The sequence below is a fragment of the Nostoc sp. NMS7 genome (assembly GCF_017115085.1).
Classification (GTDB): Bacteria; Cyanobacteriota; Cyanobacteriia; order Cyanobacteriales; family Nostocaceae; genus Nostoc.
In genome coordinates this window covers 1-15791 of sequence record NZ_JABXKJ010000103.1, presented here as the reverse complement: position 1 = coordinate 15791, position 15791 = coordinate 1, and the positions used below count along the sequence as shown (strand labels likewise).

The 15791-nt window shown below is 43.3% G+C and carries 15 protein-coding genes and 2 pseudogenes; 15 read left to right on the top strand and 2 right to left on the bottom strand.

Annotation, left to right across the window (positions count from 1 at the left end):
• Nucleotides 1–831 precede the first annotated feature (831 nt).
• A complete protein-coding gene (locus HWQ38_RS10980; protein ID WP_292793166.1) occupies nucleotides 832–1281 on the top strand; it encodes a peptidoglycan-binding domain-containing protein in 450 nt (149 codons plus the stop codon).
• Between the two features lie 3 nt (nucleotides 1282–1284).
• Here the strand turns inward: HWQ38_RS10980 and HWQ38_RS10975 are convergent, their stop codons facing one another.
• The gene (locus HWQ38_RS10975; RefSeq protein ID WP_292793164.1) at nucleotides 1285–1509 is read right to left on the bottom strand and encodes a hypothetical protein; all 225 of its coding nucleotides are present in this window, start codon (nucleotides 1507–1509) and stop codon (nucleotides 1285–1287) included.
• Nucleotides 1510–1959: 450 nt separating this feature from the next.
• Between HWQ38_RS10975 and HWQ38_RS10970 the strand changes: the two genes are divergently transcribed.
• Together HWQ38_RS10970 and HWQ38_RS10965 are read left to right on the top strand one after the other, a co-directional pair.
• On the top strand, nucleotides 1960–2766 hold the full coding sequence (locus HWQ38_RS10970) for a methyltransferase domain-containing protein (protein WP_292793162.1): 807 nt from the start codon (nucleotides 1960–1962) through the stop codon (nucleotides 2764–2766).
• Between the two features lie 650 nt (nucleotides 2767–3416).
• Nucleotides 3417–4301 (top strand): hypothetical protein, encoded by an 885-nt coding sequence (locus HWQ38_RS10965; protein ID WP_292793160.1) that lies wholly within the window; start codon nucleotides 3417–3419, stop codon nucleotides 4299–4301.
• A gap of 337 nt (nucleotides 4302–4638) precedes the next feature.
• Here HWQ38_RS10965 and HWQ38_RS10960 read toward each other — a convergent pair.
• Nucleotides 4639–5077: pseudogene (locus HWQ38_RS10960) on the bottom strand (transposase); the annotation flags it as partial.
• Between the two features lie 916 nt (nucleotides 5078–5993).
• On the opposite strand from HWQ38_RS10960, the gene HWQ38_RS10955 reads away from it, so the two are divergent.
• From HWQ38_RS10955 to HWQ38_RS10900, 12 genes and pseudogenes are all read left to right on the top strand, one after another.
• Nucleotides 5994–7355 carry a condensation domain-containing protein gene (locus tag HWQ38_RS10955; protein ID WP_292793159.1) on the top strand — a complete coding sequence of 454 codons (1362 nt, stop codon included), beginning with the start codon at nucleotides 5994–5996 and terminating at the stop codon, nucleotides 7353–7355.
• 219 nt (nucleotides 7356–7574) lie between these two features.
• Complete coding sequence (locus HWQ38_RS10950) at nucleotides 7575–8012, top strand: cupin domain-containing protein (RefSeq protein ID WP_292793158.1); 438 nt, start codon at nucleotides 7575–7577, stop codon at nucleotides 8010–8012.
• A 160-nt stretch (nucleotides 8013–8172) separates the two neighbouring features.
• Nucleotides 8173–9177 (top strand): zinc-dependent alcohol dehydrogenase family protein, encoded by a 1005-nt coding sequence (locus HWQ38_RS10945; protein WP_292793156.1) that lies wholly within the window; start codon nucleotides 8173–8175, stop codon nucleotides 9175–9177.
• Nucleotides 9178–9619: 442 nt separating this feature from the next.
• The gene (locus HWQ38_RS10940; protein ID WP_292793154.1) at nucleotides 9620–10048 is read left to right on the top strand and encodes a nuclear transport factor 2 family protein; all 429 of its coding nucleotides are present in this window, start codon (nucleotides 9620–9622) and stop codon (nucleotides 10046–10048) included.
• A 60-nt stretch (nucleotides 10049–10108) separates the two neighbouring features.
• On the top strand, nucleotides 10109–10999 hold the full coding sequence (locus HWQ38_RS10935; RefSeq protein WP_292793152.1) for an alpha/beta hydrolase: 891 nt from the start codon (nucleotides 10109–10111) through the stop codon (nucleotides 10997–10999).
• A gap of 107 nt (nucleotides 11000–11106) precedes the next feature.
• Nucleotides 11107–11484 (top strand): hypothetical protein, encoded by a 378-nt coding sequence (locus HWQ38_RS10930; protein ID WP_292793150.1) that lies wholly within the window; start codon nucleotides 11107–11109, stop codon nucleotides 11482–11484.
• Between the two features lie 136 nt (nucleotides 11485–11620).
• Nucleotides 11621–12364, top strand: a complete 744-nt coding sequence (locus HWQ38_RS10925) for a nitroreductase (RefSeq protein WP_366933266.1) — start codon at nucleotides 11621–11623, stop codon at nucleotides 12362–12364.
• Between the two features lie 114 nt (nucleotides 12365–12478).
• On the top strand, nucleotides 12479–13084 hold the full coding sequence (locus HWQ38_RS10920) for an NmrA family NAD(P)-binding protein (protein WP_292793148.1): 606 nt from the start codon (nucleotides 12479–12481) through the stop codon (nucleotides 13082–13084).
• 34 nt (nucleotides 13085–13118) lie between these two features.
• On the top strand, nucleotides 13119–13877 hold the full coding sequence (locus HWQ38_RS10915; protein ID WP_292793146.1) for an SDR family oxidoreductase: 759 nt from the start codon (nucleotides 13119–13121) through the stop codon (nucleotides 13875–13877).
• A gap of 157 nt (nucleotides 13878–14034) precedes the next feature.
• Nucleotides 14035–14190, top strand: a complete 156-nt coding sequence (locus HWQ38_RS10910; RefSeq protein ID WP_292793144.1) for a hypothetical protein — start codon at nucleotides 14035–14037, stop codon at nucleotides 14188–14190.
• Nucleotides 14191–14518: 328 nt separating this feature from the next.
• Nucleotides 14519–15304: pseudogene (locus HWQ38_RS10905) on the top strand (aldo/keto reductase).
• 38 nt (nucleotides 15305–15342) lie between these two features.
• Nucleotides 15343–15791: FAD-dependent oxidoreductase (locus HWQ38_RS10900; protein ID WP_292793141.1), on the top strand; the 449-nt coding region annotated here is incomplete at its 3' end.

Genomic DNA, 15791 nt, shown 5'->3' with positions numbered 1-15791 from the left:
TTCATTGGTTTGAGGAGATGATGTCATGTTGACTATTTTAGGCTTTTTAGAGTTAGTGTAATTAAATATGTAAAGTTTTGTATTAGGATTCAACATTTCTGTTCTATGCATATTCATTTGGGAGAGGTTTTTTCTATACATCTTCATACAGAATTAGTATAACTTAGTTAAAATACGTTTTAATTACAGTTTCTAATTGCGATAGAAAACTGCAATATAATTGCATAAATCTAGTAGTGAAAGTATTACTACGAGGAGCAAATAGAAATTGTTTGTAAAAGTAATGATCTTTTAAAAAAGGTTTAAATAGTGTGTGACTTGTATAATTTCTACTAAAACGTTCCAATGGTAGAGGTTATATTGCGATAAATTTGTAACTATTAAATGTGCAGTGAAAAACTCAAGCAGAGACATTCATTGGCTTAGAGATACTCCTCAGTAAACTTCATAGATATCAACAAGCGTAAAAATTATTTTTTGACAGATCCTATCCTGATTAGGCAAACAATTAATCAACATGAGTAATCTAATGACACAATCTCTCTGGCTTTTTGGTACTTCCCTTAACATCGTTGCCAACCACACCACTACAGGAGGTCAGTACGATCTGATCGAAGGCTACTTTCTTCCCGGCACACAAACACCCCCCATCTCCACACGCGCTATTGCAAACAACTCTACCTGCTCTTCCGATTAATGAATCGGTGTTCTAGGTAACATATATACCAACGACAAGTGGTTTTGGTTTTTAAAAGCCTCAAGAATGGGCTGGATCATAGAAGTTCTTGAAATTATATTGCATGAGCAAACTAACACATTAGGAGATGCTTAATGAAATCAGTAAAACTTCAAAAATCGATTTTTCAAATTACTTTTGTGTTGTCTAAAGTATTCTTATCAACAACACTGATAGCAGAATTGATTGGAGTTTCACTAACTAGTACAGCGATCGCAGTAACATTTCCAATACAAAAACCTCCGATTTTGGTTGCAACAGCGTATACCGATTTATCATTACCCACCTTGCATCCCGGGGATCGAGGTAAAAGCGTTAAAATATTGCAGAAAATTCTCTTAGATAATAGTTTTTTAGAAGCAGCAGCAGTCAGATTAGGAAATCCGCGTGGTGCAATTGTTGATGGAGTATTTGGTTCCATTACCGAATCTGCGGTAAGGGATTTACAAAAACGGTACAAAGTTCCAGTTACAGGACAAGTGAATCCTCGTACATGGGAAGTGTTGGATATACATGAAAATCCTTATCACTCACCGCTTCCCTGAAAATTATAACGGCTTTACCAAAAGTACCGAAGCAGATAGATTGGCTTTAGACTCTAACTCAAGTTGGAGACAACCTTCCACTGCGAGATGGACAGGTTCATCCATCACTCGATTGTCCAAAAATTTCAACTCAGAGTGGAATGGCACTAAGAAAAAATACAGTCCTTTCTCTGACTGGTTCCCAGCCTCTAAGCTGGGAACCCATTCTGGGAGGGCTGCCGCCTCCATTAGCTTGACAAGAGGCAGAAGCCCACTTGAAATACATTCTCAGCCTGGAGGCTGGGAACAAGACGACACAAGCCTTTGGGCTTTTCTTAGTGCCATTCGTATATAAGCCTTAGCGTTTTTTATTTCATCCTAATCGAAAAGCTGCCTAAATCACAGTCAGCTTTTTTATGAGGTTGGATTAGGTGCGTTCGCACTTATTCACTCATCAAAATTAATCGGCTTGCCATTGAAGTGACCGGAGATAATTTCCGGTCTAAGCGACCCAGGTAAACTAATTTTATGTGACTATCTGACACAAAAAGGGCGTTATTAATATAACTGGTAATTGTAAGCCTTGTAATAGGTGATTAAACCTCCTAATTACGAATTACAAGATTTAAAAACGCTCTAATTCTTCATATAGATTTAAGAATAATTAGTTAAGTCAAGCAGTTCCAAGATGAATACAAAATGATACATGATGACCGTTATACACTAGCCACTGGAAAAGAAGGCGCAAATCGATTGCAAATTCTTCACCAAATCCATAAGCCATATACAGAGTTTTTACTTGCGCGAGTTGGACTCTGCGAAGGAATGCATATAGCTGACATTGGTTGCGGTATTGGAAGTGTTTCCACTTGGTTAGGCGAACAAGTTGGATTCAACGGTTCAGTTATTGGTGTAGATGTGAGTACAGAGCAGGTAGAACAGGCACGAGGAAATGCAGACGCACTTGGCTTGAGCAATGTAAAATTTGTCTTGGGCAGCGCTTACAATACAGGATTACCTCATAACTCCTTTGACCTAGTTTACTGCCGCTTTTTGCTAATCCATCTGACTCGCCCTAAAGATGCACTGGAACAAATGCTAGCACTACTCAAGCCGAATGGATTGTTAGTGTGTGAGGAAGCCGACTTTAGCACTGCTTTTTGTCAACCTGCTAACTCTAGCTACGACCGTTGTTTTGAGCTTTTCCTTAGACTAGGTAACACTCGTAGCCAGCACTTTTGTATGGGAAGCCAGCTTTACCAAATATTTCAAAATGCTGGCTTGCTGACGCGAGAAATTTTTTTAGTGCAGCCTGTCGCAGTTCACAAAGAAACTAAGCGTTTAATAGATTTGTCACTCAAAGAGGCAGCTGATGCTTTTATTTCTTCTGGAATAACAACACCAGAAGAGATTAAGCAAACTATAGAGCAAATAAGAGAGTTGGCAGAGGACGAAACAACACTGTTTGGCATCCCTCGTGTGACACAAATCTGGGCACGAAAATAACTATATAGTTTCTTGAAGCTTTACAGAGTTATTGGATTGTGAAGAGAAAATCAATTTTCTAGTGAACAACTGAAAGCGGATGATAATTGATTAACCTTTTAAAGGGGAAAGATAACTGTAGTGACCTGCAATTATAAATCCCCCGACCTGCAATCATCGCTGTATTGAGCCAGGATTATTTGCAACTATAATTTCATTTGAGCCAGGATTAAATGCAACCAGCCTGCAATCATCCGTTTCGACCAGAATTAATTGCAAATAAGCTTAACACTTTACTAGGGTTGAGTTTTCTCTCCTTGACAAGGGTTTGTCAAAAAACTCATGTGAGAGTTTGATAAATTAACTTTGAATTCTTTACGAGTTTATTTACTGAAAAAACAACGGTAAAAGGAACTCTAAGCCTTACTAGTGACCCAGTTAAGAAAACGTTCGTTTTTTTTACTTTTATAGTTGCATTTAATCCTGGCTCAAACAGAGGAAAAGCAGGTTGGTTGCAAATAATCCTGGCTCAGTTGCATTTAATCCTGCCTGAAGCGCAATTATAGTTGCATTTAATCCTGGTTTGTAAATGTCTTGATTGCAGGTTTGAGCGATTAGTATTGCAGGTCGTTATACCTATCTACGTACGCTCTTACCTACTGAATAAAACCATGAAAAAAGAAGCCCAAATAAATGATTGCGATCGCATTATTTTTTCTTCTTTTTGTAAAGAAGAGAAACCTAGATTTATTATTGGCAATGGCGGGGCTGGAATCACTCGCTTTGTAGACTATATGGCTGAGTCTTTCTTGGCACAAACAAAGGCAGAATATTGTATTGCTTGGAAAAAATCAGATACAGAGGAGACACTACAAGGTTTAGCTAATGGTTCAATTGATGTCGGCTGGGCTTATGGAATCGAACGGGTATATAAAGAGTACAAAGAACGTAATTTTAGTTTTGCACCGGTCTATATTTTTCGCGATCATTTCACTCTCATAGGCTCTCTTACCAATCCAGCAGCTTTACCTATATCTGAAGAACTTACACCGCACTACTCTAATCATCAAGTACTAAAGCTTTTTAAAAAGATTGCTTCAGGTCAATCTGGTGTTTATTTTTTAACACGCAATGACAAATCTGCTACCAATTTTATAGAACGGAAAATATTTGAAAAAATTCTTGGTCGTTTACCTGAAGTTGGAACCGATTCGTGGTATCTTCCGCTTAAAAGCAAAGAACATTATCCTGATACTGCTCTCCAAGAAGCTAACGAGCGAGCTTACTATACTCTGACTGACCGTGGTATTTGGAACTGGGCAGATCCTGACAAACGTAAAAATCTTCGTGTCTTCTGTGAAGCTGGGGATATTAATCCTAATGATATTTTGCTCAATCCTTGCCTAGCAATGTTAAAGAACACTACTCCACCTATTGAAGCGATTCAGTTTGTAGAGTGGTTAGCTAATTCAGGTCAAGCATTTATTGAAGAATACAAATTACATAGAGTAAGGCTTTATAGCAAAGCTCCTATTGCAGTATTCAATCATTTTTGATAACCTAAAACCCCAATTTATTATAATAAATTGGGGTTTTATCAATTGTGGTAATTAATTACTTTAGCTTCAACTCTCAAGTGTTAATATGAATAATAGTTACCCTTTTAACTTGAACTGGTTCAACTATCATTGGCAATATATAAAATACTTCACCTCTAAATACATTGTCCGTATGAGCTAACACAGATACACTGCTTTTATGCAAGCTATCAATGCAGACTGGGTTTCTAAACTGAATTACTAGACCTAATTTAGTAAAGAAATTTCTTAAATCCTGAGATTTTAAATTAAATAATTGATCCTCTAGAATATTGCTAGAATTTTCCTCTTGTTGGGTTGAATCGGTACGTTGTTTTCCTCTGTCTTTGATAATTCCTTTTTCTTTAAATTGCTTTAACAAGATATCTAGTAATTTTTGTTCGGCACTTCCAGAAATTAAGCGGACTCTGAATTCGCAGAGTACACTAAAATCAAAGCCTGAGTCTGTCAAATAAGAGAGAAAGTGCATACTTCCAATCAATTCGACTGCGAACTGCATCTGCTGCTTGTCTGTCAGTCATGTCTTCGATATATTGCATGACGCAGACCAAAGCTAACCGCCAAGGACTAAAAGCGGGTTGCCCAAGTGTTGGAAACAGTGCTTCAAAATCTTGGTCGTTGTAGAGAGTACCGATTTCATCCCTCATGGTCATGTAGAGATTGCCTTTTGGGAAAGCGGCACGAGCCACACGCACTGTTTCTTCTGGGATGGGGTCTATGGCTTGCGGTTGAATCACTCAATTCCTCCTTCACCGCAGGTGATGGTAGATGCTTGTTGATTAACATCATCCCATTTTCCTCAACGTCTGTTCGCTTTAGCATTTGTAAGGTTTTCAAATGTGAAGAAATATTTCGCCAACAGCATCCGATGATACTCATACCCATAGTTGTTCAAAATACTACCGAGTATAGGTGCTTGGTTTGATTGAAAATGAAGGCTGGATGCTGGATCGTTGCGTTGTTTTGCAACTTGCGATCGCCCCGTGATCGATTACGATTATTTTTGCGAAATTGACAAGTATTTATTTTCAATAAAGCATGAGTTTAATTACTACTCCTAAAGGATGAAACTTGCAGCTATTTGTAATAATATCAATTCTCTGTGAAGCTGCACATTATTTTGACCCTTCCCAACCTCCCTGATACTTTGGTGAGGTTGGGAGGGGTTCTTTCTATGCATATTCATTTGGGAGAGGTTCTTTCTATACATCTTCATACAGAATTGGTATAACTTAGTTAAAAATACGTTTTAATTCCAGTTTCTTATTGCGATAGTAGACTGCAATATAATTGCATAAATCTAGTAGTGAAAGTATTACTACGAGGAGCAAAGAGAAATTATTTGTAAAAGCAATGATCTTTTAAAAAAGGTTTAAATAGTGTGTGAATTGTATAACTTCTATTAGAACCTTCAAATGGTAGAGGTTATATTGCGAGAAATTTGTAACTATTAAATGTGTAGTCAAAGAAACTTAAGCTGAGACGTTCATTAGGTTAGACATGCTCCTCAGTAAACTTCATAGATATAAACATTATTTTTTGACGGCTCCTGATTACGCAAACAATTAATTAAATGAGTAATTTAATGACACAATCTCTCTGGTTTTTTGGTTCTCGCCTCAGCATCATTATTGGAGATTAATTAAATATATGCAATCTTTCGAGGTCTATCGCCCTTTGGGTGCGGGAGAGCAAAACTTCTGGCTCCACGATCAAGCTCATTCCTTACATTTCGCTCTCACAGCCCAAATCAAAGGAAAATTCACAGTTACTCAACTTCAACAAGCATTAAACTTTGTACAGCAAAGGCATCCATTCCTCCGAGTTCGGATTGCTCTGGATGAAGCAAAGCACCCTTGGTTTGTCGAAGACCATGCTGATATTCCACTGCGGGTTGTGCAGAGGCTATCCGAACAACTATGGCAGCGAGAAGTTGAGCAAGAAATCGCAACGCCCTTTATTTGGTCGCAAGCTCCGTTAGTGCGGGTTGTCTTGGTTCACTCTAGCAATGGCGCAGAATTATCAGAATTGATTGTGATATGTCATCACTCGATCGCTGATGGTATTTCTGTAACTTACTTAATTCGGGATATTTTGCAGGCGATGCCTACAGCAACCCCTTCGGTGTACGCTACACCCACTACATTCGGACAGTCTTTATCTGTACCTCCGTCGCTAGAGGATTTGATTGTCGATCGAACTCCCGAAAAAGTTTCTTTGCTAAAGCCAATTCCTACATTCATCAGTGATTCTTTTGCAGTTGGGCAATATGCGAAGCAACCTAACCGTTCATTTGTCAGTTCTGGTTCACTTTCACCCGAAACAACGCACTTGCTCATAGCTCGTTGTCGGCAAGAACAAACGAGTGTTCATGCTGCGATTTGTGCCGCTTTTCTCTTAGCAGTCCGCCAGCAAAATCATTCAAAACAGACGCAGAACCTCAACTGTACGTCACCGATTAATCTCAGATCATACTTGACATCTGCAAACCAGGAAAATCTCAGTTTATATATTGGTGCTGAACGGACATCGCACCTCTTAAGCTTTGATGCCAATTTTTGGGAAGTCGCTCGTTCTGCTAAACAACAACTCAAGCAAAGTATGACATCTAACAAGCTGTTTGGGAAGATTTTTCAACTTCAACAATGGCTATCTACCTTCAAGAGTCCTGATGATGCTTTACAAGTATTTAAAGACCAATTGGACTATGATATAACCGTTAGCAATCTCATGCGCTTGACGATCGCGCAACAGTTTGGAGAGCTAAAACTTCAGGCTATCTATGGGCCTGTAGTGACGACAGGTGTCAAAAACGATCGCTTAGTTGGCGTAGCAACTTTGGGAGAACGGCTATTCTTCACGCTCGTGTGTTCAGAACGGGTGATGCTGCAATCCCAGACAAAAACACTCCACGAGGAAGCTATACATCTACTAAATGAAGCGATCGCATCCAACTGCGGGGAGCAAAGAGAAATTGTTTTTAAAAGCAATGATCTTTTAAAAAAGGTTTAAATAGTGTGTGAGTTGTATAACTTCTACTAAAACGTTCAAATGGTAGAGGTTATATTGCGAAAAATTTGTAACTATTAAATGTGCAGTGAAAAAACTCAAGCAGAGACATTCATTGGCTTAGAGATACTCCTCAGTAAACTTCATAGATATCAACAAGCGTAAAAATTATTTCTTAACGGCTCCTGATTAGGCAAACAATTAATCAACATGAGTAATCCGATGACACAATCTCTCTGGTTTTTTGGCTCTCGCCTCAGCATCATTGCAGATCACGCAACTACCGCAGGTCAGTACGATCTGATCGAAGGCTACTTCCTTCCTAGTACACAAATACCCCTCCATCGCCACACACGCTATTCTGAACAAATCTATGTACTGTCTGGGGAGTTTACGGTTTGGGCAGGTGAGAAGAAGGCTGTGTTGAGTGCTGGTGAAAGCTTCCTGATTCCTACTGCCACACCCCACACCGTCGCCGTGCTTAACGATCAGCCAGCTCGCGTGTTGGTCGTTGCTGCGCCAAGTGGCTTTGCTCGGTTGATCGCAGCAATTGGTACGCTGGATGAGAAAGAAACACCCGATATGGAGCTGTTTGAACGTATTTGCGTTGAGATCGGCGACGAAATTTTGGGTTCGCCTGGAACTTTACCCTCGGCATGATGCTAGGAGAACATAGCAATCGTCTTAGAACAATGAACAAAATCGGTGCAGAAGTCAGGCATAACACATAGTTTGAATGCTGGTAAATTTCATATCACTATTGGTAGGGCTGCAATTGAGAAACTTTTAGCAACAATATATATAAGTAAGGAGTTGATAGGTGAAGCCATCACCAACTATGCACGCGCTGATTATAGATGATTTTCAAACTGCAACATTTCGTACCGCCGAAATTCCCCGACCGGAACCGACTGCTAAACAGGTTTTGGTGCGAATCAAGGCAAGCGGTGTCAACCCCCTCGACAGCAAAATCCGCACAGGTAAAGCGCCTCATGCCAAACCTGTACTCCCTGCCGTGCTGGGAACCGATCTGGCTGGGGTCGTTGAAGCAGTTGGACAAAATGTCACCGCGTTTAAAGTCGGTGATGAGGTCTACGGACTGACGGGTGGAGTCGGTGGACTGCAAGGTTCACTCGCTGAATTTGCCGCAGTTGATCCCGATCTACTGGCAAAAAAACCAACCAACCTCAGTATGCGTGAAGCCGCAGCTTTACCCTTGGTGGTCTTGACTGCATGGGAAGGACTTGTCGATCGCGCTAATGTACGCGATGGTCAGAAAGTCCTCGTACTTGGCGGCTCTGGCGGTGTTGGTCATGTCGCTGTGCAGATTGCCAAAGCGCGTGGTGCCAAAGTGTTTGCCACTGCCTCGGCTGTTAAGCACGATATGCTGCAACAACTGGGTGCTGTGCCGATAGACTACCACAGTGTATCAATTGAGCAGATTGTACAAATGTATACAGACGGTCACGGATTTGATTTGGTCTACGATACCGTTGGTGGTTCCACTTTAGACGATGCATTTCAGGCAGTACGCACTTACGGACATGTCGTTAGTAGCTACGGCTGGGGTCAGCACTCCTTGATGCCACTCTCGCGGAAGGCTGCTACGTATTCAGGCATATTTGTGCTTCTGCCTCTACTGAATGGTGAAGGGCGTACTCATCATGGTGAGATTCTGCATCAGGCTACGCAGTTGGCGGATGCAGGTCAACTACGCCCAATTGTTGATCCTCGCCATTTTACGTTGGATACCGCACTGGATGCCCACAATGCCGTAGAGCAAGGCACATCGGTGGGCAAAATCGTAATCGACGTTGCAATATAGTTCAAGCTGGCTTGGAGAAGAACAAAGAAAAGCCCATTCAAACCTTGGTTATCAGGAAAGGCAGAGGGCAGGAGGCTCAGTTGGCAGAAGGGAATTCTGAATTCCAGCGCTGAAGCTACGACCGGAGGGAGTAAGGGTTTAAGACCCCCACCAAATTGAAAATTTGGTGGCTCTTGTTAAGGAGGGGTCTGAATCCCCAACTGATGTAAACCTTCTGCCCTCTGCCTTCTGCCTTCTGCCTTCTTGATTGAAGCTAATGGCAGGATAACGTTTCCCCAGATGACTACAGGTACTTATTTTTAGTCTGAACTTGAGACTAATTCAAAATTATCTGTTCCTGGCGGAATGCATTAACGGCTCCAAGGTGGACTGGGGATATTTCTGTCATTAGAACGCAGCATGAATGCGAAGAACCGAATTTTGGAACAGGAGAATCACGATTATGACAATGAATCAACGTTCTCAGGCAGAAGTGGTTGCACAAGTGACCGATCGCAATGCGAAGCTCGACATCGCTCGTCGTTTTCAAACAGCAATCGCTGCACGGGATTGGAGTGCAATGCGCGCCCTCCTGGCTGACGACGCACACTGGACACTGCCGGGCGACAACATGATCTCAGGCACTGCAAATGGAGCTGATGCCGTAGTTGATCGCGCCCGCAAAATTACGAGCTATGGGCTGAACTTCGAGCTACAGCACATTCTTGTCGGCCGAGACAACGTGGCTCTGTCTCTGCACAATACTGCCCGACAGGGCGATCGGGTACTTGATGAGTACTTGGCTACGGTCTGTCAGTTCAAGGATAACAGGATTGCCGCACTCGAAACCTTCCTCTCTGACATTGACGGCATGAATGCCTTCTTTATCTGAGTCAAAGGACTGAACCAATAGCAGTTCAGAATTTAAACACCCAAATATCTCAGGTGAGTCATGACCACATTTCACACAATCTCAATCGATGGTTTAGATATCTTCTACCGAGAAGCTGGTTCCCGCAGTAATCCAACGATTCTTCTGTTACACGGCTTTCCGACCTCATCTCACATGTTTCGCAATCTGATACCTGCGCTTGCCGATCGCTTCCATCTAGTTGCCCCCGATTATCCGAGCTACGGCAACAGTTCTATGCCAACTGTGGATGAGTTTGACTACACGTTTGATCGCTTGGCCCAAATCGTGGAGAAATTTATTACGGCGATCGATCTCAAGCAATATAGCCTCTACGTAATGGATTATGGCGCTCCCATTGGCTATCGAATTGCAGCTAAATATCCAGAGCGAGTGGAAGCGCTGATTGTCCAAAACGGGAATGCCTATGAGGAAGGTATACGCGGCGAATTTTGGAACCCAGCTAAAGCCTACTGGCAAGACCGTTCTCCTGAGAATGCTGACAAGCTCAGATCCTTTTTCACTTTGGAAACAACGAAGTGGCAATATACCAACGGCGTTCGCAATCTGGAAGCGATCAGCCCTGATACCTGGAATATGGATCAACCTCTCCTCGATCGTCCCGGCAACGATGAGATTCAGCTGGCGCTACTCTATAGCTATGGCACGAATCCACCATTATATCTGCAATGGCAGGAGTATTTTCGCAAATATCAGCCACCTACTCTGATTGTTTGGGGTAAGAATGATGACATCTTCCCAGCCGAAGGCGCTTATCCCTACAAGGACGATCTCAAAGACGTTGAGTTTCATTTACTCGATACCGGACATTTTGCCCTAGAAGAGGAAGGAGATGCGATCGCAGATCATATCCGTCGCTTTATGACAACTCATGTTGGACAATCACAGGACGGGAGCAACACGATTTTGTGAGGTGGCAAACGTGGGGGGCTTTTCGCATTGCTCCCCACAGGACACAGGACTCATCATCATGAAAAAACTAGACCAAAAAATTGATTTTACAACACTAAATGAAAACAATGAAAACACTACTGAAAAGATCCGCGTTACTCCTTGCTCTGCCAATCAGTGTCTTAGTTAATTTTTCCTTAAGAGCTTCTGCTGATTCAACTGCTGGCATCATCCTGAGTACTAAATGCCAAGGCGGTAACAACATCAATATTTGGCAGAATTATAATTCTGGTGAACTGCTCTATCGGGCGACCAATCCCAACGGTCATTTAAGTTTGGGCAAAGGAACTAAGCAAGCGACAGAAGGTGTTCAAGTGTATAAGTTTCGGAATAGAAACTATGAATATTGGGTGTGGGATGGCACGTTAGATAGCCCGCAGTCTGGAACTTTAGAGGTGTATAAAAACAATCGGATCTTGATGCGCCAAACTTGTAGGAAAAATTGAATCTTCAGTTCTCTCAATACTTCTCGGGTTTTGCACTTTTAACTCGGAATCGGGTTTAGGGAAAAGGTTACTGGGTTTGGGTTAAAGGGTTTTTCTTTTCCCTTTCCCATTCCTCTTTTCCCCTTAACCGAAAACTATTGTCAGTACTCTTTCTCATAGAGGTTTATTAAACATATTCGATCTCGACCAAACTATCAAAGACCGGCACTCAACCCGAAAATTCTTATCCAAACCCGTACCGCGAATTTTACTCGATGAAGCTCTTGCTCTAGCACAGCTCGCGCCGTCGAATTCCAATACCCAGCCGTGGCGGGTAGTATTTGCTGAAGGTACTCGACGCGATCAACTGAAAAAGGCTTTGCTAAAGCAAGCGCAGCATTTTGACGAGTCTCAGCTACCCAAAATCGCTCAACTGCCAGAGGCATTCCAGCATTACCGCCAGGAACTAGGTGAACAAGTCTATGGAGCAATGGGAATTGCTCGTGAGGATACAGCGAGTCGAGAACGAGCCGTTCTGCGTAATTACGAATTTTTTGATGCCCCAATGGTCGGTATCGTCTGTATGCACCGAGAACTAGGCGATGCAGATGCTTTAAGTGTAGGGATCTATTTACAAACGCTGATGCTGAGTCTGACTGCTCGTGGACTGGGCACTTGCGCTCAGGTTTCGCTAGCCGCTTATCCTGAAATCATTCGCAGCGAGTTAAATATCCCACCGGAATTATCGATCCTCTGCGGTATAGCCGTTGGCTATACCGATCCTGATTTTCCCCCTAATCACCTGCATATTAACCGCGATCCCGTTGAGAAAAATATCTCATTTCTCGACGATCTTGAGCTAGCACATAGAAGTGATTGGAATACTCTTGTTAGAGCATAATATTTGGGGAAAATCGCTAAAATTCACTCCCGGAGATGGTTTTAAGGATCTTTATTTAAGCCGGAAGCTTGGAAAGATGTTTATCAATTGTCTGCTATTTACAAGGAGAGCGAAATGTACGCTATTACTGGAATTACAGGTCAGGTCGGCGGTGCCGTCGCCCGCAAATTGTTGAGCGACAATCAGTCTGTCTGCGCTGTGATCCGTGATGCTAAGAAGGGAACTGCCTGGGTCGAGGAGGGTTGTGCAGTTGCCCTGGCGGACATGAACGATGCTGACGCGCTCACAACAGCTTTTAGAAAAGCTGAGGGTGTCTTCGTTGTGATTCCGCCAAACTTTGCGCCATCACCGGGCTTTCCCGAAACACGGGCAATTGTCGCTGCTCTGCGTACTGCAATCGCAGCAGTGCATCCGGGCAAAGTCGTCTGCCTGTCCACCATTGGCGCACAGGCAACCCAGTCGAACCTACTGACTCAACTTCAGATATTAGAGCAAGTATTGGGGGATCTGCCGATGCCGATCGCCTTTCTTCGTCCCGCCTGGTTTATGGAGAACGCAGCTTGGGACGTAGTACCCGCCAGAGAGAGTGGCATTATCCAAAGCTTCCTGCAACCGTTGGATAAACCTGTGCCGATGATTGCGACGGCGGATATCGGTCGTGTTGCCTCCGAGTTGCTGCAACAGACTTGGAGTGGATGTTATGACACCCTATTTCAGTGAATCATGTCTCAAAATACACCCAAGGAAATTAACAATGACTACGTTATCTGGAAAAGTCGCACTCGTTACAGGTGGAACATCAGGGATTGGTAAAGCAACCGCAATCGCTCTAGCTCAAGCTGGAGCAAAAGTAGTTGTTGCAGGTCGTCGGCAAGTTGAAGGTGAAGAAACAATTCGACAGATTCAAGCAATGGGTGGGGAAGGCTTTTCTGTGACGACAGATGTTTCTAAAGAAGCCGATGTGCAGATACTGATTGAGAAAATAATGACACACTATGGAAGACTCGACATTGCTTTCAATAATGCTGGAGTGGAACAAGATTCCACACCGTTAGCAGAGCAAACCGAAGCTACTTACGATCGCATCATGGATATCAATGTTAAAGGGGTATGGTTGTCTTTGAAACATGAGATTCCAGCCTTGTTGAAAAGTGGCGGTGGGGCGATCGTCAATACTAGTTCAGTTTTGGGTTTAGTCGGTGGTGCAATAGTGCCGATTTACACCGCTAGTAAACACGCTGTAGAAGGGCTAACAAAATCAGTGGCATTAGAATTTGTCAAGCAAGGAATTCGGGTGAATGCCGTCAGTCCGGGTCCAATTCAAACCGAAATGCTCGATCGCCTTTTCAAAGCAAATCCAAAAGCGACCGAGGATTTCATCAAAGGGCAGCCAATCGGTCGGATTGGTATGCCGTCAGAAGTGGTAAATGCTGTACTATGGCTCTGTTCAGACGCTTCTAGTTTTGTCACTGGACAATCGCTCACAGTTGATGGTGGATTTATCGTGCAATAACGAAAAACATTCCTCTGGCAGGTTAGGATCTTTTGCGGTTTCTGCATAGAACATTTTGCGCTGAGTTCTCAAAAGCGTGTCCACACCGCAGATTAGACCTCTAACACTGTTTCGGTTGGCAATTCGGAGTTTTATAAACAAATCAAGGAAACTACCAATGAAAACACGCAAACTCGGCAATCAAGGGCTTGTGGTTTCAGAACTAGGACTGGGCTGTATGGGAATGTCTGATTTCTATGGTGGACAGGACGATCGAGAAGCGATGTCTACGACAAGCCGCTTCGCGTCTACGCCACGATTCACCGGGCATTAGAACTCGGCATTACCTTATTGGATACTGCCGATTAGCTTATGGACCCTTTACCAATGAAGAGTTGGTAGGCAGAGCCATCAAAGACCGTCGCGATCAAGTCAGTAAACCACAAACTTTTAAAAGCCAACGAAAAAACAAGGGTTTCAGCCATCGTTAATCAGGAGTATTGACCATTGGTTTTAGAGGGATCTTAGAGCGATCGCTTGAAGATGACTAGGGTGATCGTCTGAAATGCTCAACAAAACGTTGTTTTGTGATATCTCTGACTTTGGCTGAAATGTTTGCTTGGTAAAGCTTCTAAAAAACTTTTTGGTTTACTGAAGTAGCGATCGCAACCAACTTTGGTATTGTGCGATCGCCAGAGGGTGGATGGAACGGTATTAACGGTAAGCCAGAGTATGTGCATCAAGCCTGTGATGCATCGCTGAAGCGGTTGGGTGTAGATGTGATTGACCTTTATTATCAGCACCGGATTGATCCGGAAGTCCCCATTGAAGACACGATTGGTGCAATGGCGGAACTGGTGCAGCAGGGAAAAGTGCGCTATCTAGGACTTTCAGAAGCCACTCCAGCCACGATTCGACGGGCTAATACTGTTCACTCCATTTCCGCCCTGCAAACAGAATATTCCCTCTGGAGCCGCGATCCCGAAGATGAGATTCTGCCCACAGTGCGGGAATTAGGTATTGGATTTGTGCCCTACAGTCCATTGGGTCGAGGCTTTTTGTCAGGACGATTCACCAGCCCAAATGATTTTTCAGAAGACGACTACCGCCGATCTTCCCCTCGCTTTCAGGGAGAGAATTTCTACAAAAATCTGCAATTAGTGTAGCAGGTAAAGGCGATTGCGGCTGAAAAAGGAGCAACGCCCAGTCAACTCGCCCTGGCATGGCTGTTAGCCCAAGGAGAAGATATCATTCCCATTCCGGGTACCAAGCAGCGCAAATATCTGGAGGAGAACGTTGCAGCAACAGAAGTTCAGATGACAACAGACGACCTGAACCGAATTGAAGTTGTTGCACCAAAAGGAGTGGCCGCAGGCGAGCGCTACCCCGCTGATATAAGGTCGCTGCAAGAGACATTAACGAACAGCAGACGATCTCAGCCAAATTGAAGCTGTGTACCAAGACAGCATCTTAAAGGAGATGTGCAATGAACCCTGAATACTACGACGACATTATTATCGGCAGTGGCAAAGCAGGTAAAACCCTAGCACCAGCGCTAGTCGCGGACGGACGTAAAACCGCTCTGGTGGAACGCAGCTTAACCATGATTGGTGGTGGGTGCATCAACATCGCCTGCATCCCTACCAAAACGATGGTTGCCAGCGCAGAGGTAGCCAATACTGTGCGACACAGCGCTGCTTACGGTGTTAAAGCCAATGCACCCATTGTTGATTTAGCAGCCGTAATTGGGCGCAAACGATCTGTCGTACACTCCATGCGTGAAATGAATTTGCACAATCTAGAAACTGCTCTGGGTCACGAACTGATCGTTGGAGTGGGACGGTTTGTGTCATCCAAAACGATTGAAGTGACAACGGCTCTTGACACCACTCGCTTACTCACCGCAGAACGGTTCTTTATCAATACAGGCACACG

Bases quoted from the DNA above. Each gene is read 5' to 3' on its own strand.
- HWQ38_RS10935 (WP_292793152.1), top strand. From the start codon at position 10,109: ATGACCACATTTCACACAATCTCAATCGATGGTTTAGATATCTTCTAC.
- HWQ38_RS10915 (WP_292793146.1), top strand. From the start codon at position 13,119: ATGACTACGTTATCTGGAAAAGTCGCACTCGTTACAGGTGGAACATCA.
- HWQ38_RS10910 (WP_292793144.1), top strand. From the start codon at position 14,035: ATGAAAACACGCAAACTCGGCAATCAAGGGCTTGTGGTTTCAGAACTA.
- HWQ38_RS10970 (WP_292793162.1), top strand. From the start codon at position 1,960: ATGATACATGATGACCGTTATACACTAGCCACTGGAAAAGAAGGCGCA.
- HWQ38_RS10930 (WP_292793150.1), top strand. From the start codon at position 11,107: ATGAAAACACTACTGAAAAGATCCGCGTTACTCCTTGCTCTGCCAATC.
- HWQ38_RS10940 (WP_292793154.1), top strand. From the start codon at position 9,620: ATGACAATGAATCAACGTTCTCAGGCAGAAGTGGTTGCACAAGTGACC.
- HWQ38_RS10950 (WP_292793158.1), top strand. From the start codon at position 7,575: ATGACACAATCTCTCTGGTTTTTTGGCTCTCGCCTCAGCATCATTGCA.
- HWQ38_RS10920 (WP_292793148.1), top strand. From the start codon at position 12,479: ATGTACGCTATTACTGGAATTACAGGTCAGGTCGGCGGTGCCGTCGCC.
- HWQ38_RS10965 (WP_292793160.1), top strand. From the start codon at position 3,417: ATGAAAAAAGAAGCCCAAATAAATGATTGCGATCGCATTATTTTTTCT.
- HWQ38_RS10980 (WP_292793166.1), top strand. From the start codon at position 832: ATGAAATCAGTAAAACTTCAAAAATCGATTTTTCAAATTACTTTTGTG.
- HWQ38_RS10975 (WP_292793164.1), bottom strand. From the start codon at position 1,509: ATGGAGGCGGCAGCCCTCCCAGAATGGGTTCCCAGCTTAGAGGCTGGG.
- HWQ38_RS10955 (WP_292793159.1), top strand. From the start codon at position 5,994: ATGCAATCTTTCGAGGTCTATCGCCCTTTGGGTGCGGGAGAGCAAAAC.